This window comes from Mycolicibacter senuensis (genome assembly GCF_003284925.1).
Lineage (GTDB): Bacteria > Actinomycetota > Actinomycetes > Mycobacteriales > Mycobacteriaceae > Mycobacterium > Mycobacterium algericum_A.
The window spans coordinates 15550-34894 of record NZ_QMEX01000005.1 but is presented as its reverse complement, the minus strand read 5'-3'; the positions used below and the strand labels follow the sequence as shown (position 1 = coordinate 34894).

The following is a 19345-nucleotide window of genomic DNA, read 5'->3' as shown; positions in this document are numbered from 1 at the left end:
TCCTCTCGACCGGAAGGCGACCATGAGCAACCACGACTACGCCCGCAGCCAGCTGTTCATCGACGGCCGGTGGGTCGAGCCCGCCGGAACCGCCACCATCGAGGTGATCGATCCCGCGACGGAGCAGGTGTGCGGTTCGGTGCCCAGCGGTACCGAAGCCGATGTCGATGCCGCCGTCGCCGCGGCACGCCACGCGTTCGACCCGTTGATCACCGTCGACGAACGCCGCGCACGGCTGGACGCGGTGATCACCGCGATGGAGAAACGGTTGCCGGACATCGCCGAGACCATCACCCAAGAGATGGGCGCTCCGATCCGCATCGCGCAAAGCGTGCAGACCCAGGTCCCTCTTGCCGTCGCACATGGGTTCGCCGATGCCCTCGCCACGTTCGAGTTCGAGGAGCGGATCGGCAATTCGCTGGTGCTGCGTGAACCGTACGGCGTGGTCGCCGCCATCACGCCGTGGAATTACCCGCTGTACCAGGTTGTCGCCAAAGTCCTGCCGGCCATCGCGGCCGGGTGCACCGTCGTGCTCAAACCCAGCAACGACGCACCGCTGTCGGTGTTCGAATTCGTCGATGCCCTCGAGTCCGCCGGACTGCCGCCCGGTGTGGTGAACCTGGTGTCCGGGCCCGGCCGGGTGATCGGTGAGCGCATGGCCGCGCATCCCGATGTCGACTTCGTGTCTTTCACCGGCTCCACCGGTGTCGGCAGCCGCGTCGGCGAACTGGCCGGGCAGTCCGTCAAGAAGGTCGCCCTCGAGCTTGGCGGCAAGTCGGCCAACGTCATTCTCGACGGCGCGGACCTGGCCACCGCGATCAAAGTCGGGGTCGGAAACGCCTTCCTCAACGGCGGTCAGACGTGCATGGCCTGGACGCGGATGCTGGTGCCGCTGTCCCGCTACAGCGAGGCACTGGATCTGGTGCAGGCGGCGGTGGCCAGGTATTCGGTGGGCGACCCGTGGGATCCGGAGACCCGCATCGGCCCGTCGGCCTCCCAAGCGCAGTACCAGAGTGTGCTCGGGTTCATCGAGCGGGCGCCGCACCAGGGGGCCAGGCTGGTGGCCGGTGGCGGGCAGCAGCTCCGCGATGTGGGCTACTACATCGCCCCTACGGTGTTCGCCGATGTCGACCCGGCTTCCGAGCTGGGCCAGGAGGAGGTGTTCGGGCCGGTGCTGGCCGTGATCCCGTTCCGGGACACCGACGAGGCGCTGGCCATCGCCAACGGCACGCCGTACGGCCTGTCCGGTGCGGTGTGGGCCGGCGACGACGACACCGCGATCGCCTTCGCCCGCCAGGTGCAGACCGGCCAGCTCGACATCAACGGCGGCAAGTACAACCCCGCGGCACCGTTCGGCGGCTACAAGAAATCCGGTATCGGGCGCGAACTGGGACGGTTCGGGTTCGAGGAGTATCTGCAGATCAAGTCGCTCCAACTACGGTAGGACCGGTATCAGGCACGCCTGATGCACCGACCGTTCACCCGACGAGAATTCGAGGTTTTTCAGTCATGACCACGTCAGCCGGGTCTCTGGTCATCACGACAGAGGACGCCGTCGCGGTGTGGACCATTGATCGGCCCCACATCGGCAACGCCATCTCCGACAAGGAGTTCGTCACCGCCTTCGAGACCGCCGTCGACGCCGCGAATCGCGACGCATCGGTGCGGGCGGTGATCTTGACCGGTGCAGGCAAGATCTTCTCCGCCGGCGGCAACGTCAAAGAGATGGCCGACCGGGAGGGAATGTTCGGCCTCGACCCGCTCGACCAGCGCTATGCCTACGTCGACGGAATCCAGCGTCTACCCCGTGCCCTGGCCCGACTCGAGGTTCCGGTCATCGCCGCGGTCAACGGCGCGGCGATCGGCGCCGGTTGCGACCTGGCCGCCATGTGCGACATCCGGATCGCCTCCGAACGGGCTTCGTTCGCCGAGAGTTTCGTGCAGATCGGCCTGGTTCCCGGCGACGGCGGCACCTGGTTTCTGCAGCGGGCCGTCGGCTACGAACGGGCCGCCGAGATGACACTAACCGGCGACCGTATCGACGCCGCGACCGCCCTGGCGTGGGGACTGGTCAGCCGCGTCGTGCCGCACGACGAACTCCTCAGCGCGGCCAAGGATCTCGCCGACCGGATCGCCAAGAACCCGTCGCATGCACTGCGGATGGCCAAGCGCCTGCTGCAGGAGTCGCGAACCGGCCCGCTGGAGTCGACGCTGGCGATGGCGGCCGCCATGCAGCCGCTGGCCCACCGCGACGCCGAGCATGAGCGTCGCATCGCCCAATGGCGGAGCTCCTGATGGCGCTTCCCCGCTTGGTTCCCGCGGCCACCGCGGAGTCGGAAGGTGCCGCGAAACTGCGCACCGAGGTCCGCGGCTTCCTCGCCGAGCAACTCACCACCGGTGGTTTCACCCCGTCGGTGGACGCGTGGTTGTGCGGTTGGGACGAGGCCTTCACCGCAGCGCTGGCCGCCCGCGGTTGGCTGGGCATGACGGTGCCGAAGGAATATGGCGGCCAGGGCCGTTCGTTCATCGACCGGTTCGTGGTGACCGAGGAGTTGCTGGCCGCCGGGGCCCCGGTGGCAGCGCACTGGATCGCCGACCGGCAGATCGTTCCGTCGCTGCTCAAGTACGGCACCGAGTCGCAGAAGCGGGAATTCCTGCCGAAGATCGCGGCCGGTGAGTGCTTCTTCGGTATCGGCATGAGCGAACCGGACTCCGGTTCGGATCTGGCCAGCGTTCGCACCCGCGCGGTGCAGGCCGAGGGCGGCTGGCGGCTCACCGGCACCAAGGTCTGGACGTCGGGGGCACACCGCGCCCATGCGTTCATCGTCCTGGCCCGGACCGCGCCGGTGGACCCGGCCCATCGGCACAGCGGGCTGAGCCAGTTCATCGTGCGCCTCGACGGTCCCGGTGTCGAGGTGCGGCCCATCGTCTCGATGGGCGGCAGCCACCATTTCAACGAAGTCATTCTCGATGACGCGTTCGTTCCCGACGCCATGGTGTTCGGCAGGATCGGTGAGGGCTGGCGCCAAGTCACCTCGGAACTGAGCTTTGAGCGGAGCGGCCCCGAGCGACTGCTGTCCACCTTCCCGCTTCTGGCCGCCTCGGCGGAGGCCATGGCCGGTCAGCAGATCCCCCATGACACCCACTTGGGTCGCTTGGTGGCCAGGATCGCGGGGCTGCATCAAATGTCGACCGCCGTGGCGGGCGCGCTGGAACGCCGCCAGCCCGCCGACGTCGCGGCAGCCGTGGTCAAGGTGCTCGGCACCAGCACGGAGGGCGATGTCGCCGACTTCGCCGATCTGCACACCGGCGACGGCTCGCCGATCGAATCGTCCTACCGGGCGCTGATCGCGGCCGCGGTGGACCAACGGCCCGGCTTCACGCTACGCGGCGGAACCAATGAGGTGCTTCGGGGCGTGATCGCGCGGGGATTGGGGATGCGATGACCACCTCGGAACGCAACACCAACGCTGTCGACCGGGGCCTGGCCGACATGATGAACGCGGTGTTCGCCGACTACCGGGAGACGCACCCGCCGACCGGGCCGGTCGGCCGCGACACCGAATTGTGGTCCAGGCTGGACCAACTGGGTTTGGTGCGATTGTCCGGCTCCGCTCAGGCCGGGGGCAGCGGTGCGGGCTGGTATGAGGCTGCCGAACTGATGTCGGCCGCGGTCCGGCACGGCGTCCGGGCCCCGCTGGCCGAGCACGACGTCCTGGCCTGTTGGCTCCTCGAGGCGGTCGGGGCGCCGATCGACGCGGCTGCACGTACCGTCTGCACGCTCGATGCGTCCGGCACCGCCACCGCGGTGCCCTGGGCCTCGACCGCCGAGAAGGTTGTGGTGATCTGGCGGCACAATGACATTCACCTGGTGGCCGACGCCGACAGCGCCGATCTGCGAATCACATCGGGCAGCAACCTGATCGGCGAACCGCGCGACACCGTTTCCGCTGAGGTCGCGGCGCTCGCCGGGGTCGCGGTGGCCGAGGAGCTTCTGACGAAACTTCGGCTCCGGTCCGCCTTGGTGCGCTCGATACAGGTGTGTGCCGCCTTGGACAAGATCCTCGAGCTCTGCGTCGAGCACACCGGCGCCCGCACCCAGTTCGGTCGCCCGCTGTCGAAGTTTCAGGCGATCCAGCATCTGGTCGCCGACATCGCCGCCGAAGCCGCATTGGCCCGGGCGGCAACCGAAGCCGCCCTCACCGCAGCCGTCGGCACCGACTGGTCGGCACCCAACCTGGGGTTCCTCGTCGCGGTGGCGCGGTCCTGCGCCGGCCACGCGACCTCGGTGGCGGTCCGAAACGGCCACCAGGCGCTCGGGGCCATCGGCACCACGGTCGAACACCGGCTGCACGAGTACAGCCGTGCCGCACTGGCGTGGCGCAGCGAGTACGGTTCGGTCCAGCACTGGGACGAGGAGGTCACCCGGGCGGCGCTGGCCGCCGGGGCCGCCGGGCTGTGGAGCCTGCTCACCGACTGAGCACAGCGCTGCTTCGGTGTTCCACTGACCGGTTACCGACGTGCCGCCGTGGGCCGATCGGCGGTTGACTCCAAGGAGCAGTTGGTTTCCGCACTGATACTTGGGAGACATGTTCCGTGAGCACTGACAACACCATCTCGCTGACCGAGCTGCACAACTTCATCGGCGGATTCTGGTACCACTACGATCAGGCCGACTACCCGAACATGGCCGCCGCTTTCGCCGCGGACGCTACCTATCTCAGTCGGAGCGACTCCGGCGCATGCCCCTTCGAAGAATCCCTCGCCGCTGACCTGACCAGTGCGGCGGAGATCGTGCCGTGGCTTATCGAACATCGCGACGCAAGTCCATACCCCTTGCGCCACCACACCACCAACCTGCACATCACCGGCCACGAGGGTGACGTCACCTACGCGCGCTTCTACATCTTCGTCAACCAAATCACTAACTTCGTTCCGTTCGCGGTGTCCAGCGGAGTCACCGAGGTCGGTGTGCGTCGCGGAGGCAGCAGCCCCAGCGGGCTCGAGTTCACCATGATGTCGGTCATTCTCGATGTCACGAACTCCGAACCGTTGGTCGGCAGCGGGCTTCCCGGCGCTGAGAACACCGCAGCGAACACCTGACCGGTGGGCACCGGTTCCTTGAACGCACGCGACGTCTTCGGCGGCGGTGTCGCCGTCATCACCGGAGCCGGCGCCGGAATCGGCGCCGGGCTCGCCCGGCAGGCGCACCGGCTGGGCATGTCGCTGGTCTTGGCCGACGTCGACGGCGCCGCCGTCGCGGCACTGCGGGACGAGATCACCGCCGATGGCGGAACAGCCGTCGACGTGGTGTGCGACGTCCGGGACCCGGCTGCGGTGGACGCGCTCGCCGAACGGGCCTACCGCGACGTCGGCCCGGTTCGGCTACTGGTCAACAATGCGGGAGTCGAGCAGTTCGGCTACCTGTGGGACACCCCGGTGGCCAACTGGAACAGGGTGTTGGACATCAATGTCAGTGGGGTTTTCCACGGCGTCCGTTCCTTCCTGCCTAAGATGATCGCCGCCGGCACCCCGGCTTGGGTGTGGAACCTGTCGTCGATCGGGGGGGTTGCGGCCGTCCCCCTGCAAACCCCCTACATCGTCAGCAAGCACGCGGTGCTGGCGCTGACCGAATGCCTGCGGCTGGAGGTCGCACTGGCCGGGCACGGTGATCGCATCCATGTTCAGGTGGTCCTGCCCGGCGCGGTCAAATCCAACATCTTCGAGGCCGCCGGCGGTGTCGACACCGACGGCGCCGCCGACGTGGCCGTGGCAGAGTCCCAGCGCGAAGCCATGCTCGACATCAAAGCCGGCGCACTAGATCCCCTCGAGGCGGCCGAGGCGGTGTTCGAGCAGTCTGCGCTGGGCGGGTTCTACCTGCTGACCCAGCCCGAACAGGTCCGCGCGGCGATGGCCGAGCGGGCGCAGGGGCTGACCACTCTGGTGCCGCCGCAGCCGCGCAGTCGGTCCCGCTTCGATCCCGCCAAACCCTAGGGAGTCCCCCGTGATTGCGTCGCGTCGCCCTGTGTTGGATCCCGATGCCGCTGCCCGGGTGGCAGCGTTCGGCCCAGCCATGCCGCTACGGGAGCGGGGACTGGCAGCGGTGCGTGCTTCGCTGGAATCCGCGCCCCTGCCGGCCGACATGCCGGAGATGGCCGACATCACCGACACCGCAGTGCCCGGTCCCGCCGGGGACATCCCGGTGCGGATCTACCGCCCGGAGTCCAGCGACGGGCCCGCGCCGGTGGTCGTCCACCTTCATGGCGGTGGCCTGGTGATGGGTTCGAATCACTCGTTCGAACCGATGGCACGGGCGATGGCCGCAGCAAGCGGCGCGGTGGTGATCGCGGTCGACTATCGGCTGGCACCGGAGAATCCGCCGCCGGCGCAGTTCGAGGACGCCTGGGCCGCCACCGAATGGGCTGCGGGCAATGCCGAGGCACTCGGGTTGGATCCGCACAAGCTGGTCATTGCCGGTGACAGTGCCGGCGGCGGTGTGGCAGCAGCGGTCGCTTTGTCGGCGCGGGACCGTGGTGGACCGGAGATCTTCGCGCAGGTGTTGATGTATCCGGGCCTGGACCGGGACATGGGGGCGGCGTCCGTGGTGAGCCGACCGGATGCCCCGATGCTCAGCCGTGATGACATCGACTATCTGCATGAGCTCGCCGACGTCGGCGCCGACGCACCGCATGATGTCCGTCGCGTCCCCGCATACGCTTCCGACGTGAGCGGCCTGCCGCAGGCCATCGTGATCACTGCTGAGCTGGACCCGATCTCGGACTGGGGTGAGCGCTATGCCCGGCGGTTACGCGACGCCGGGGTGCAGACCACCGTCACCCGGTATCCCGGTATCTACCACGGTTTTTTGATGCGCTCGGAAGCGACCGCGCGGGGGCGTCTGGCGATGGCCGAGATCGGCGCGTTGCTGCGCGCCAAATTCGCTCATCCACTCCCCTTCTAAAAGATTCACTCGCCGCGGTCACGTCCCGGTGGCCGGACACCATGGGTACGCGAGGCCGGTGACACCGCAGACAATCGAGAAACAGCAATGGCGCTCAACGACGCCGCCAGTTCACCAGAAGGAGTCCTCGTGATGCTCACCGACGAGCGGCGAACGGAGCTTTCCGACATCCTCCGCCCCGCTTCGCCGCCCCGCGAGATCGACAACGTCTACACCGACGATCAGCGGGAACGTCTCCTCGACGTAGTCCGCACGGATGGCCCGTGGAAGCTGATCCTGGCTCAGCACTTCGCGTCGCCGGAAGAGCTGATCGCGACCATGAGCGGCCGGTTCCCCGAGGGCTACACGCCCACTTTGGACCTCTTCTTGACTCCGACCTTTCGCGGCTTCCTGGCCAATCACGGCACTGTGCTTTATCCGGAATTGCACGACTGCTTCTACAACGCCGAATTTCTCGACATGGCGAAGTCGTATTGGCATGCCCAGTACGCCAAGCCGCAGATGATGCTGTTCAACATCAACGGCCCGTGCGCCAATCGCGATCCCGGGCACCTTGATTCGCCAAGCTTCCGTGGTGTCCGCTACGAGAACGCCCCGACCTGGCTGGTCAGTGTCATGGGCAAGTCCGGGTTGTTCACCGACTATCTGATCAAGATGGCGCAGGTCATCACCTGGTTCTCGTTGGACAAGGGCAGTGGGTTCACCTATTGGCCCGACGGTCCGCTCAAGGCGCCCAAACGGATTGAACCGCCGGTGTACAACCGCGGTGTGGTGGTCCAGAACGAGATGTTGGTCCATCGGGGCGAGGCCAACGGTCCGCTCGATCAGCAAGTGCCCGCCGGGCTGGCGTTCGACACCGTCTTCGCCGGCGATCCGGAGTCGCGCGATCATTGGGTGCTCAAGAACGGCGACGAGGTCATCGCACGTCATCACACCGACGAGCTGCGTTTCCTGGTGCACTGGTCGTCCGAGGTCTACCAGGACTACGACGAGCTCAAGAAGAACATGGACCACACCGACGACCTGACCGTCGACAAGGCCATCGACATGATGGTCGACGATCTCGGCAAGCGGGGTATCAAACTCGACATCCCGGGCGCCCCGCTGCACGACCCCGCCTTCATCGCCGCCCTGAACGCCGGCTACGACCTCGGCGGACCTGCGGTCTACCCGGACGAGGCACCCTTGAGCGCGTTCCAGTTCAGCTGACCCAACGTATTCCCGATGTGGCCCTGCGGTCAGTCCGCAGGGCCCAGGACTGATATGTAGGGAAGTTTGTCAAGAGGGCAGGGTGAGGCGCCGCCGGGGAGCTACCCCGACGGCGCCTCGTTGCTTCCTCGATGAGTCGGTGTGGTGAGCGTGTCGTTGGCGACGCGCGGTCTGACTGATATGCGCGGGTTGGTTACCGCAGGACGGTGTTTCGGCTGGATCGCATCCGCTTGTCTAGGGTCGAGCGTCGACCCGAAGGTCTGCTCATAGTCCAGGCGCGGGTCGATCCACGCGCTGCCACCACCGCAACTCGGGTTGGAAGCGGATCAGGTAGCGGTCAGTCCTCCATGACCGCCAAAGACCAGCACCAGCCGGCCAGCTCACGGGCGATCGCGACGTTGGCCACCGTGGACCGCTTGCGGCGTGCCAGGAAGCCGACCCACCTACCGTGCAGGCGTCGGTTGCCCTCATCCCCGCGGGCGCGAGCTGCGGCCGGGGCCTGGTCCCATCGCGCCCGCATCACCGCACCCACGCAATACCGGGGCCGGTGATGCCAGGCCGCTTCGACCAGCAACCGGCGAACATGGGTGTTCCCGGTCTTGGTGATCGCCCCCTGTACCCGCGAGGAACCCGACGAGTGCTCCGAGGGAGTCAATCCTACAAACGATCCAATCGTGTTGCCGGTGAACCGATTCCAATCACCGATCTCCACCGCCAACGCCAATCCGGTCAAGGTACTCACACCGCGCAGGCACGACACCCGACGCACGATCGGGGTGAACTCGCTGTCCTTGGCGATGTCGGCGATCGCCGCGTCGAGGCGCTCGCGCCGGGCTTGCATCGTCAGCACGTGGTCATAGTCGGCGTCGAACGTCATCCGCGTCGCCGGCATCCTCAACCGGGGTGCGGCCTCGGTTCGCAGCCACCGATCGTGCGCACCAGTCCACGCTTTGCCGCCGTAGTAGACGATGCCGTGGCGCAGTAGCAGCTTGGAGAGTCGATGACGCGCTCTCATCAGATCGCCGCGGCAGTCCTCTCGGGCCCGCACCAGATCCCGGGCCGCCTCCTGACTCACGCTCGGGATCGACACCGAGGTGACCTCATTCAGGCGCAACAAGCGGGACAGATGCAGCGCATCTCGGGCATCCGTCTTGACTCTGTCCCCTGAGGGTCTCTGCAGTTTCGACGGTGCCACGACCTCGCATCGGATCCCGGCTTCGCTCAACGCTCGGTACAACCCGAAACCGGTCGGACCAGCCTCATAGGCCACCGCCACCGGTCCCGGCAGGTCCGCCATCCACGACCGGATGTGCTCGTGAGACGGGGTCAACCGGGTCTGCCACACCTCACCCGTCACTCCATCGATTGCCGCTGCCGCCACCGAACGTGCGTGCACGTCCAGCCCAACACTCGTACGCTCTGTAAACACCGGGGCCTCCCACCACTGTCGGATAGACCGAGCAGGCGACTCCCTACTCGGTAACCCACGAACATGGGTGAGTGGGGCCCCGGCCCGCAACCCCCAACTCAACGCCGACGGTCACCCATACCGTCTAGGGCGCGGTCAGAGGTCGTCGAGCACCGGCAACGAACCCGCGTCGACAGCGGCCTCGATCGAAGCGCGCAATTGCGAGCAGGTCAGGAACATACCTGGCCGCGGGGCCGCACCGTCGACCGATCGAGGTGCGTCCGCCCTCGGGCGCTCCTGGCACCGGCCGATGGCCGCGCCATTCCATTGCACGCTGGTCTGTTCCCAGCTGCTCTTGCGAGCCAGCACCTCGGCGCCGCACGACCCGCAGGTCACCGGCGTCATCGGTGCGTCGTTGAGCCGATTATCCGGACGCATCAACGTGTTTGGTCAGGCCCACCAATCGCGGTAGCCGGTTGTTGGCGAGGTTGTCCTCGACTTCGGCCATCCACGCCTCGCGGGGACGGGTGGTGTCGATCTCGAACTCGAAGCGATCCACCATATCGGGCGTGACGTCATCGACGTCGACGTAGAACTGTTCGTACCATCGGCGTACCTGGTAGACCGGACCGTCCTCTTCGCACAGCAGCGGGTTGTCGATCCGCGCCTTACGGCGCCAGATGGCCACATCCTGCTCGAAGCCCATCTTCACGAAGTCGCCGAGCGCGACCGCCATCTGCATCGCGGCGTCTTCCGGCAGCGTCTCCGATTTCTCTACCGTGATCCCGTATTGCAGAACAAAGGAATTCGCATCGATCGGGTAGTGACAGTTGAGCAGAACCGTGCGTTGATCGCCGTGTTCGTAGTGGTAAGTCAGATCGTCGATCATGAACGAAGGCCCGTAGTAGGAGGCCACCGACGTCGTTCCCAGAATCGCGGCTCCCTCACCGGAGCCAAGGTCGGGTCGCGCCTCGCTCTGGTAGTACTGCGTGGCGACGTGGCCCTCGAACACATTCTTGAAGCTGGTGGGGAGCCCGCCGTGAATGTAGAAGAAGTGCGCCATGTCGACGATGTTGTCGATGATCTCGCGGCAGTTGGTGTTGACAATCGTGGTGTACCAATGCCAATCGGTCCACTGTTGGCCTCCGACCCCTTCGATGCGCGGAATCGTCACGTCGGCTGGGGGAGCCTTCTTCTCCGGGTCGTTCCAGACGAACAGCATGCCGTCTTGCTCCATGGTCGGCCACGCGGTGGTGCGGGCCAGCTTGGGAACCCGCCGGCTGTAGGGAATCTTCTTGCATCTGCCGTCGCCGCCCCAACGCCAGTCGTGGAACGGGCAGGCGATCTCGTTGCCCTTGACCTCGCCGTCCGATAGGTCGCCGCCCATGTGTCGGCAGTAGGCGTCGAGAACATTGAGCTTTCCGTCCGCCCCGCGGAAAACCACCAACTTGCCGCCGAACGCGGTGACGGCGTGCGGTTTTCCGTCGCCAAGGTCGCGGGTCAGCCCGAGGCAATGCCAGCCGCGCGCAAAGCGAGTCGGTGCGGCCTGCGCCTCGATCTGGCGAACCTCTCCGAGGCAATCGGGCTCTAACGCTGTCATTTCGGACATCCTCGCTGTTCATCGCTGGTGGGAACCCTTGCTGTTGTAACACCGCCACACTGGTCGATCAGCCCGGTGTTCCACTGACCGGGCACGGGGGAGCCATGTTGTGACCATCGGCCCCAGAATCGGCCGGTGACCGATCCCCACAACATCACCGTCGATCTCCTCGTCGTCGGCTCTGGAACCGGGATGGCGGCCGCGCTGGCCGCCCAGGAAGTGGGCCTGTCGACGCTGATCGTGGAGAAGACCGGCTACGTCGGAGGCTCCACCGCACGCTCGGGCGGGGCGTTCTGGATGCCGGCCAACCCGATACTTGCCTCAGCAGGCTCGAGTGACACACCCACCGCAGCGCGCGCCTATCTGGACGCAGTCGTCGGTGACGCCGCCCCACACGATCGCGCGCACGCCTACCTCGATCACGGTGCGGCGACAGTGGAGATGTTGCGGCGTACCACACCGATGAAATTCCAATGGGCCAAGGGCTATTCGGACTACCATCCGGAACGCCCCGGAGGCAGCGCAGCCGGCCGTACCTGCGAATGCCGTCCGTTCAACACCGCGATGCTCGGCCCGGAGTTGGCGCGGCTGCGTCCCGGCGTGATGAAGTCCTCGTTTCCCATGCCGGTGACCGGGGCAGATTATCGATGGCTCAACCTCATGGCGAGGATGCCGCTGAAAGCGGTGCCCCGCATCATGTTGCGTGCCTTCCAAGGCATCGGCGGACTGCTGTTGCGTCGGCGCTACGCCGCAGGCGGTCAGGCGCTGGCAGCGGGAATGTACGCCGGAGTCCTGCGCGCCGGCATCCCGGTGTGGACCGACTCACCGGTTTCATCCCTGATCGTCGACGGCGACCGGGTCACCGGGGCGGTCGTGGATCATGACGGCGCGCAGGTCTCGGTCACCGCCCGGCGCGGTGTCGTGCTGGCCGCAGGTGGCTTCGACCACCTGATGAGTTGGCGGCACAAATTTCAGTCCGAACGGCTCGGTGAACACGTCAGCCTCGGCGCCGAGGGCAACACCGGCGATGCCATCCGTCTGGCCCAGGACTCGTGCGGGGCCGGCATCGCGCTGATGGACCAGGCGTGGTGGTTTCCCGCCTTTGCGCCCCTGCCCGGGGCTGAGCCGACGGTCATGCTCGCCGAGCGGTCGCTGCCCGGCTGCCTGCTGGTGGACCAGACCGGCCAACGCTTTGTCAACGAAGCCATCGACTACATGTCCTTCGGCCAGAAGATGCTCGAACGCGAGCAGGCCGGAAATCCGGTCGAGGTCATGTGGATGGTCTTCGATCAGAAGTACCGCAACAGCTACCTTCTTGCCGCAGAACTGTTCCCACGCATGCCGATACCCAAGGCGTGGTACGACGCGGGTATTGCGCACCGCGCCGATGATCTGCCGTCGCTGGCGACCGCCATCGGCGTCGACCCGCTCGTGTTCGTCGCCACCATGGATCGCTTCAACGCGATGTCTCGCGCCGGTGTGGACGCCGACTTCAATCGCGGCGTGAGCGCATACGACCGCTACTACGGGGATCCGACCATCAGCCCCAATCCCAACCTGCGGCCTCTCGAGGGCGGGCCGTTCTACGCGGTGAAGGTTGTACTCAGCGACTTGGGTACCTGCGGTGGCCTTCGCGCCGATGTCCGCGGTCGGGTACTGCGCGAGGACGGTTCGGTGATCAAGGGTCTCTACGCGATCGGTAACACCGCTGCCAATGCTTTCGGCGCGAGCTATCCCGGCGCCGGCGCCACCATCGGGCAGGGTCTGGTATTCGGCTACATCGCGGCGCTGCACGCGGCCGGCAAGCTCGAGTGAGCCGACTCCAGGCGGGTTATGCCTGGTCGTCTTCCTCGGCAGCACGGCGTTCGACCTCATACCAGTAGTCGCGCACCGGGAACTTGGTGCCGTCTTCGGTGCCTTTGGCGAATGTCTCCTCGACCTCGTCCAAATCTTTGATCATCCGCAGTGCCAGCTCGCGTTCGGCCGCGTAGTAGTCCTCTGACCACCTCAGCGCCAATCGCGCAAAAGCCCAGGCCGGTTCCTCCCCAGCCAACCGGGCATCGGTCGCCGCGGCACGATTCATCTGCTCGACGTGAGCGACGTGGGCTGAGAGGACTTCCCGCAGCCGACCGGGGTTCATCAGATGACCGAAAATAACCCGTAGCAACGGGTTGTGTTTGAGCGTGGGGGCTTCGACCGGCTCATCGTTGGCCCACCGCCTCACCGCGGTCAGGCCCAGCTCGGTGATCTTATACATCCGGCGACTGCGCACACCGGCATCGACGCGCGACGTGACCAGACTGTGCTTTTCGAGCCGCTTCAACTCCGAATAGATCTGACTGTAGGCCGGACTGGAGTAAAAAAACCGGATGGTCCAGTTGAACCACTTCTTGATGTCGTAACCGGACAGCTCGTCCCCGCCCGACAGCATCCCCAGCAACGCCCATCCAGTGGGTGACACACTCAACCCGTCGGGAACATTATCGGTGGCTTCGGTCACTGAACAAGGCTAACAATCTCCGGCAGCCGAGAAAGACTACGACTACCGCTGATCGGGAACCTGCGTTGCGTCGACAGCTTCCGGGTCCGAAGGTGACAAGCAGTGATACCTGCGAGCGCGAGGAGAGACATGCCCGACGCCGTTACCGGAACCCAGTCTGGTCAACTGCGCACCCCGCTCCCCCCGGAGATGCGTCGCGTCCTCGGTCACTTCTGCACCGGGGTAGCCGTCATCACCGCCCATGACGGGCAGCGCCCGCTCGGCTTCACCTGCCAATCGGTGACCTCGGTGTCGCTGGACCCGCCCTACATCTCGTTCTGCCCGGCCACCACCTCAACCAGCTGGCCCCGGATCCGGCAGGTCGGCACACTGTGTGTCAACGTCCTATCCGAGCGGCAACAGGACGTGTGCGCCCAGTTCGCCGCCCGCGGAGCAGACAAGTTCGCCGGGCTGGGATGGTTGCCGGGCGTCAACGGGGCGCCGGCACTGGAGGGCACGCTGGCGTCGATCGAGGCCGAGGTGGAATTCGAGCATGCAGCCGGCGACCACACGATCGTGGTGGCGCGGGTAACCGGTCTGCAGGCCCACGAGGAACGGCGCCCGCTGTTGTTCTATCGGGGCGGGTACGGCGGATTCGACGGGGACCGCCATGCCTGACTTCGACACCGACTTCGATGTGATCGTCGCCGGCTCGGGTGGCGGCATCGCCGGGGCTTATACCGCTGCGCGTGAAGGCCTTTCGGTGCTACTGATCGAAGCCACCGATTACTTCGGCGGAACCACCGCATATTCGGGCGGGGGCGGAGTCTGGTACCCGTGCAATCCCGCCCTGCAACGTGCCGGCTGCGACGACACGATCGACGCCGCTCTGCGGTACTTTCACGCGGTCGTCGGCGACCGAACGCCGCGCGACCTCCAAGACGCCTACGTCCGCGGCGGCGCCGGGTTCATCGAATACCTGGAGAAGGACCCGGGATTCGAGTTCGCGCCCTATCCCTGGCCGGACTACTACGGCTCGGTCCCCGGTGCCCGCAACGACGGCTACCGCCACACCGTCCCGGTGCCGCTGCCTGACGAACGGCTCGGACGCTACCGCGGCTTGGTACGCGGACCGCTGGACACCGAACGCCTCGGTTCACCGGCACCCGATGTCCTGACCGGCGGTCGTGCCCTGGTGGGCCGGTTCCTGGCGGCACTCGACAAACTTCCGAACGCCTTCTGCTGGCGCAACGCTCCGCTGACCGAGCTGATCGTCGACAACGGCCGGGTGATCGGCGCGGTGGTCGAACGCGACGGCGCCCCGACACGGGTACGGGCTCGGTCCGGCGTGCTACTCGCCGCGGGTGGCTTCGAGCAGAACGCGGCGATGCGCGCGCAGTACGGTGTGCCCGGTCGCGCCACCGACACGATGGGCGCTCCCGGCAACGTCGGACTCGCTCACCGGGCAGCCATGGCGATCGGTGCGGCCGTCGATCTGATGGATCAGGCCTGGTGGTCACCCGGGATGGTTCACCCGGACGGGCGGGCGGCTTTCGCCCTGTGGTTCACCGGCGGCATCTTCGTCGACCAGAACGGCCGCCGATTCGTCAACGAGTCGGCCCCCTACGACCGGCTCGGCCGCGACGTGCTCCGCCAGGTCGACGCCGGTGACGCAACGCTGCCGTTCTGGATGGTCTATGACAACCGCAGCGGCGATATCCCCCCGGTGGGCGCCACCAACGTATCAATGGTCGACGCCGCCGAGTACCGCACGGCCGGGTTGTGGCACACCGCAGACACCCTCGCCGATCTCGCCGCCGCCATCGGAGTACCGGAAGGCAATCTGAGCGCGACGATCGACCGTTTCAACACGTTTGCGTCCCTGGGCACCGACGAAGACTTCGGCCGAGGGAACGAGGCCTACGACCGGATGTTCACCGACGGCGCCTCCCCGCTGGTTCCCATTGACACGCCGCCGTATCACGCTGCCGCCTTCGGTCTTTCGGATCTGGGCACCAAAGGCGGGCTGCGAACCGACCCCCACGCCCGGGTGCTCGCCGCCGACGGTTCCCCGATTCCGGGGCTTTACGCAGCCGGGAATACCATGGCGGCCGTCAGCGGAACCACCTACCCGGGTGGCGGCAACCCGATCGGAGCATCCATGTTGTTCAGCCATTTCGCCGCACTCGACATGGCCGCGGCGGAGATCAGCGAGTGAGCCGTGAATTCAGCCCGGCCGAAGTGCAGCTCGGCGAGGCCGTCTTCGGTCCGTTGACGCAGTCGTTGCGTGAACTCATCGACGTCACAATCCGTAGCGGCGCCGATGAGGCCGACGCCCGCCGGGCACACGCGCTGATCGAGGAAGCCACCGAACTGCTCGGGGCCCGGCTGGACCCGAAGCCTTTCGGTGTTCCCAGCACCGGCGATGGACGCTACCTGCCGTGGGGCAACGTGGCCATGGGGCTGCGCAATGCGATCGCTCCCCCGCTGATCATTCAATACGACGACACCGGCGGAGTTGCCACGGATCTGGTTCTCGGCGCGGCCTACGAAGGCCCGCCAGGACAGGTACACGGTGGCATGTGCGCGCTGGTCCTCGACCACGTGCTGGGTGCGACCGCCCATCGGCCCGGACAGCCGGCCTTCACCGGCACACTGACCCTTCGCTATGTAGCGCCCACACCACTGGGCCGGTTGCGGGCCGAGGCCTGGATAGACCGCGAGGACCGTGGAAAGACCTTCGCGGCCGGTCGCATCCTCGACGCGCACGGGGTAGTCACCGTGCAGGCGGAAGGGGTCTTCATCAGGCCCAGAAGTAGCGCCTGAGCTACACCGGGTCGAGCGCCGATATCCGCCATTCGTTGTCGGTCCTGGTGAGGCTGACCACCACACTGCTGGCGGTGCGTGCGGGCTCGGGCCGGTCCCGGCTGACGGTCTCCTGATTGAGGAACACCAGCACCTTCGCGTCCTTCGACCGGATTTCCATCAGGGCCGCATTCAGCACCTGAGCAGATGCCTTGATGCCCTTGGTCCGCACGGCCGGAGCGACCACGTCGTTGCTGAACTTTCCATAGTAGGTCGAGAAGCCGCCGGTCATCAGGGTCCGCGCCCTGTCCAGGTCGCGATCGAGGGTTTCGGGCGCGTAGGACAGCAACGCCACCGTCCCCGACGATGCCGCCTCGACGGCGCTTTGGGCGGCAGCGACATCCGACTGCCGATCGAAACGGTGGACGCCAGCGTAGAGCACGCCCGCCGACACCGTCGTCGCCGACAAGAGTGCCGCGAGAGCCAACGTCTTTCGCCGCGCGGAGAGCGCGGTCTTGGTTCGGGCCGCCAGCCCGGGGGCCGCGACCGGATCGCCGGCGGGGTCGGCCGGCGGGTCGGCGCTTCCGGTGACCGCGGGATCGACTGTCTCGTTCACCGTCACGGCACGAACTCCACCTTCGACATCTTGATCTGATCTCCTTCACGCTGCAGGTCGACCGTGAGCCGCCAGCGTCGCGGAGCCTCCTGTGCGCCTGCCGCGTTGGTCACGGTCGAGGATGCGGCCACCAGCACCACCGCGGCATCGGGCGTCATCGACTCGACGGCGGCGGCGTTCACCGTGGCCTTGGTGGTCACCTTCGCGTCCTTGGAGACCTTGATGAAATCATCAGCGGCGCCTTGAAATTCGGTACGGAAGGGTCCTGTGGAGTTGTCGACGATACGCTGCACGCTGCCTTCGGCATCGTTGTAGTCGATCGACATCAAGGTAACGACGACCTGGCGCGCGGCGGCGACGAACTCAGCGCGATGCCGCTGATCGGCCTGCGCGTGCTGATGTTGGCGGATCATCCACGCGCTGAAGGCCAGCAGCGCACAGCTGCACAACACGACCGCCACCGCAGCTAATCGTCGCCAGCCGGGCGCATGATCCCGGACCCGGGCGAATCGAGACCGACCGCCGTTGGCGAGTGGCTCGGCAATACCGGCGCGGGGTTGGCCGTCTTTGTCAGCGCCGGTGTTCTGCGCCTTCTCCTGCAACCGGATCGCCCGGGCGCGCGCCTGTGCCGCCACTGCATCGGCTTCGGCGGCCTCAGCCTCCGCCAGTGCCACCAGCGTCCCGGTTTTCGACATACCGCCCACCGGTTTCCCTTCATTGCCGGGCCGGCCGTTCGCGGGCCCGCGTACGCACCGTAATCCGCAGTGCTGCCGGTCGCCCACCGGATTCCCATCCAGTGGGCGGCGTCAGCGGCGGCGGATCACCAGTGCCGCAAGGCGCACAGCGCGCCCTTGGGGCCGTCCGCGGTGGCGACCACGGCCCCGTCCACCGACAGCTCGCAGTGAAACATCGGCTTGGCCGACAGTCGGCCGCTCGTCGCCGTCACCATCGCCCAGCGCTGCGGGTCGATCAAGTCGGCGTGGAGCACCCATGGCTGTCCGGGGCCCACTTCGACGCGAGCCCTGGGGCTGAATTCATACGGGTTGTGGCTGTAGTCAGCCCAGCTCGGCGGATCGACGTCGCGGTAGTAGATATCGGCTGACACCGGGGTGGCAGCGGTGACGGTATAGACGACGTGGTGCGGAGTCGATGTGTCCGCGTGGACGGCCGGCGCGGAAGCGAACCAGCCGGCCCCGCTCAGTGCCGCCGCCAGCGCAAACCTACGTATCACCACGACTCCACCGCGCGGCGCCGTTCTTGGATTGGCAAGTCAGAAACAATCCGTCGGGAGCCTGTGCGACCCAGTTTTCGTAGCCTTCACAGCTCGAATCCAGGTGCTTGACTCCGGCCATGGACGGCGATCGGAAGTACCGCGGCTCGTATCGGCGCGGTGAGCCGCAGAACACCAGCCTCCCGGGCTGGATGGAGGGACCCGCGACCGCGGTCCCGAAGACGTAGTAGCCCGTCTCCTGGCACGGCGCGCCGAGTGTGACACCGGGGGTGATCCCGGGTACGCACGCCGGGTCGTCACAGGAGACGGGTTCTGCGTAGGCGCGAACCGGGACCGCCGACATCGCGATCACGACTGCCGCAACCACTATCGCTGTTCGCCGCATACCCCGGCACTCTGGCAGGACAGCCGGCCCCGCAGACATCGATGGTCCACTCAGCGGACATGTCGAATCGTCGGCTGCGGCCGGCGGTGTTTACTTCGGAGCACCGCCGATTCCGTGCCTGTGCGAGGAGGGGCAATGCTGCGTGCGCCCGCACTCGCGGCGACCGCCGCCGCCGCGATGCTCAACGCCGTGTCCACCGGTGCGGTAGCGGCGGCCGACCACCCGGACTGGGGCCTCAATGGCACCTACACCGCAACCTCCAACGGTGAGTGGGCGCGCAAAAACGAGGTCTTCTACGAGCAGGAGAGCCGGCGCAGCACCTGGACGATCACCACGCAGTGCAGCTATCCGGGGGAATGCACCGGCACCGTGCGCAGTGACGGAGGCTGGACGGCACCGATCTACCAGCAGAGCAACGTCTGGTACGTCAAACGCCCTGTCGATAACTGGGTCCCCTGCCCGGACGGCAGTACCGCCCCCGGGCTGCAGACTTTCCGGTTCAAGGCGATGACGCCCGAGGGCGCCTATGCGGACGCGGCATCGACCACACTGACCGGCGAGGACATCACGACCGGACCCAGCGGAGCGTGCGGAGTGAACAAGCCGGTATACATCAATATGCCGTTCAAGCTCGTCAAGCTCGGCTGACCC

21 protein-coding genes are annotated in these 19345 nt (G+C 66.7%); 13 read left to right on the top strand and 8 right to left on the bottom strand.

The annotated features are described in order from the left end of the window. Positions 1 to 22 precede the first annotated feature (22 nt). From DQP56_RS03410 to DQP56_RS03375, 8 genes are all read left to right on the top strand, one after another. A complete protein-coding gene (locus DQP56_RS03410) occupies positions 23 to 1444 on the top strand; it encodes an aldehyde dehydrogenase family protein (RefSeq protein WP_112683582.1) in 1422 nt (473 codons plus the stop codon). Between the two features lie 65 nt (positions 1445 to 1509). Beyond that, positions 1510 to 2295, top strand: coding sequence for a crotonase/enoyl-CoA hydratase family protein (locus DQP56_RS03405; RefSeq protein WP_112683581.1), 786 nt, complete (start codon positions 1510 to 1512; stop codon positions 2293 to 2295). Next, positions 2295 to 3446, top strand: a complete 1152-nt coding sequence (locus DQP56_RS03400; protein WP_112683638.1) for an acyl-CoA dehydrogenase family protein — start codon at positions 2295 to 2297, stop codon at positions 3444 to 3446. The genes DQP56_RS03405 and DQP56_RS03400 overlap by 1 nt, the downstream gene beginning before the upstream one ends. After that, a complete protein-coding gene (locus DQP56_RS03395) occupies positions 3443 to 4480 on the top strand; it encodes an acyl-CoA dehydrogenase family protein (protein ID WP_112683580.1) in 1038 nt (345 codons plus the stop codon). Before DQP56_RS03400 ends, DQP56_RS03395 begins: the two co-directional genes overlap by 4 nt. 116 nt (positions 4481 to 4596) lie before the next feature. Beyond that, a complete protein-coding gene (locus DQP56_RS03390; protein ID WP_112683579.1) occupies positions 4597 to 5103 on the top strand; it encodes a nuclear transport factor 2 family protein in 507 nt (168 codons plus the stop codon). A gap of 18 nt (positions 5104 to 5121) precedes the next feature. Further along, positions 5122 to 5994, top strand: a complete 873-nt coding sequence (locus tag DQP56_RS03385; RefSeq protein WP_112683637.1) for an SDR family NAD(P)-dependent oxidoreductase — start codon at positions 5122 to 5124, stop codon at positions 5992 to 5994. Between the two features lie 79 nt (positions 5995 to 6073). Further along, positions 6074 to 6961, top strand: coding sequence for an alpha/beta hydrolase (locus tag DQP56_RS03380; protein WP_112683578.1), 888 nt, complete (start codon positions 6074 to 6076; stop codon positions 6959 to 6961). A gap of 132 nt (positions 6962 to 7093) precedes the next feature. Further along, a complete protein-coding gene (locus DQP56_RS03375) occupies positions 7094 to 8170 on the top strand; it encodes a hypothetical protein (RefSeq protein ID WP_083080023.1) in 1077 nt (358 codons plus the stop codon). Positions 8171 to 8507: 337 nt separating this feature from the next. Here the strand turns inward: DQP56_RS03375 and DQP56_RS03370 are convergent, their stop codons facing one another. From DQP56_RS03370 to DQP56_RS03360, 3 genes are all read right to left on the bottom strand, one after another. Further along, complete coding sequence (locus DQP56_RS03370; protein WP_112683577.1) at positions 8508 to 9599, bottom strand: IS110 family RNA-guided transposase; 1092 nt, start codon at positions 9597 to 9599, stop codon at positions 8508 to 8510. A 135-nt stretch (positions 9600 to 9734) separates the two neighbouring features. Next, positions 9735 to 9983 carry a ferredoxin gene (locus tag DQP56_RS03365; RefSeq protein WP_234825488.1) on the bottom strand — a complete coding sequence of 83 codons (249 nt, stop codon included), beginning with the start codon at positions 9981 to 9983 and terminating at the stop codon, positions 9735 to 9737. A 19-nt stretch (positions 9984 to 10002) separates the two neighbouring features. Further along, positions 10003 to 11178, bottom strand: coding sequence for a 3-ketosteroid-9-alpha-monooxygenase, oxygenase component (locus tag DQP56_RS03360; protein WP_112683575.1), 1176 nt, complete (start codon positions 11176 to 11178; stop codon positions 10003 to 10005). A gap of 135 nt (positions 11179 to 11313) precedes the next feature. On the opposite strand from DQP56_RS03360, the gene DQP56_RS03355 reads away from it, so the two are divergent. Next, positions 11314 to 12993 carry a 3-ketosteroid-delta-1-dehydrogenase gene (locus DQP56_RS03355; protein WP_112683574.1) on the top strand — a complete coding sequence of 560 codons (1680 nt, stop codon included), beginning with the start codon at positions 11314 to 11316 and terminating at the stop codon, positions 12991 to 12993. 16 nt (positions 12994 to 13009) lie between these two features. Here the strand turns inward: DQP56_RS03355 and DQP56_RS03350 are convergent, their stop codons facing one another. After that, positions 13010 to 13678 carry a PadR family transcriptional regulator gene (locus DQP56_RS03350; protein WP_234825487.1) on the bottom strand — a complete coding sequence of 223 codons (669 nt, stop codon included), beginning with the start codon at positions 13676 to 13678 and terminating at the stop codon, positions 13010 to 13012. A 129-nt stretch (positions 13679 to 13807) separates the two neighbouring features. Here DQP56_RS03350 and DQP56_RS03345 point away from each other — a divergent pair, with 129 nt between their 5' ends. Genes DQP56_RS03345 through DQP56_RS03335 form a run of 3 tightly spaced genes read left to right on the top strand, consistent with a single transcriptional unit; the run spans position 13808 to position 16483 of the window. Then, complete coding sequence (locus DQP56_RS03345; RefSeq protein WP_112683572.1) at positions 13808 to 14335, top strand: flavin reductase family protein; 528 nt, start codon at positions 13808 to 13810, stop codon at positions 14333 to 14335. Beyond that, positions 14328 to 15875, top strand: coding sequence for an FAD-binding protein (locus DQP56_RS03340; protein WP_083079842.1), 1548 nt, complete (start codon positions 14328 to 14330; stop codon positions 15873 to 15875). The genes DQP56_RS03345 and DQP56_RS03340 overlap by 8 nt, the downstream gene beginning before the upstream one ends. After that, a complete protein-coding gene (locus tag DQP56_RS03335; protein WP_083079841.1) occupies positions 15872 to 16483 on the top strand; it encodes a PaaI family thioesterase in 612 nt (203 codons plus the stop codon). The genes DQP56_RS03340 and DQP56_RS03335 overlap by 4 nt, the downstream gene beginning before the upstream one ends. A gap of 1 nt (position 16484) precedes the next feature. Here DQP56_RS03335 and DQP56_RS03330 read toward each other — a convergent pair whose 3' ends face one another. From DQP56_RS03330 to DQP56_RS25150, 4 genes are all read right to left on the bottom strand, one after another. After that, positions 16485 to 17084 (bottom strand): hypothetical protein, encoded by a 600-nt coding sequence (locus DQP56_RS03330; protein ID WP_353617092.1) that lies wholly within the window; start codon positions 17082 to 17084, stop codon positions 16485 to 16487. Further along, entirely contained in the window at positions 17081 to 17773 is a 693-nt protein-coding gene (locus tag DQP56_RS03325; RefSeq protein ID WP_112683571.1) for an Rv1363c family protein, read from the bottom strand. Before DQP56_RS03325 ends, DQP56_RS03330 begins: the two co-directional genes overlap by 4 nt. A 125-nt stretch (positions 17774 to 17898) precedes the next feature. Then, positions 17899 to 18309, bottom strand: a complete 411-nt coding sequence (locus tag DQP56_RS03320; protein WP_112683635.1) for an Rv2576c family protein — start codon at positions 18307 to 18309, stop codon at positions 17899 to 17901. After that, positions 18299 to 18652 (bottom strand): hypothetical protein, encoded by a 354-nt coding sequence (locus DQP56_RS25150; RefSeq protein WP_234825493.1) that lies wholly within the window; start codon positions 18650 to 18652, stop codon positions 18299 to 18301. The genes DQP56_RS03320 and DQP56_RS25150 overlap by 11 nt, the downstream gene beginning before the upstream one ends. A gap of 177 nt (positions 18653 to 18829) precedes the next feature. Here DQP56_RS25150 and DQP56_RS03310 point away from each other — a divergent pair, with 177 nt between their 5' ends. After that, the gene (locus DQP56_RS03310) at positions 18830 to 19342 is read left to right on the top strand and encodes an Rv2253/PknI dimerization domain-containing protein (RefSeq protein WP_112683569.1); all 513 of its coding nucleotides are present in this window, start codon (positions 18830 to 18832) and stop codon (positions 19340 to 19342) included. The last annotated feature ends 3 nt before the right edge of the window (positions 19343 to 19345 follow it).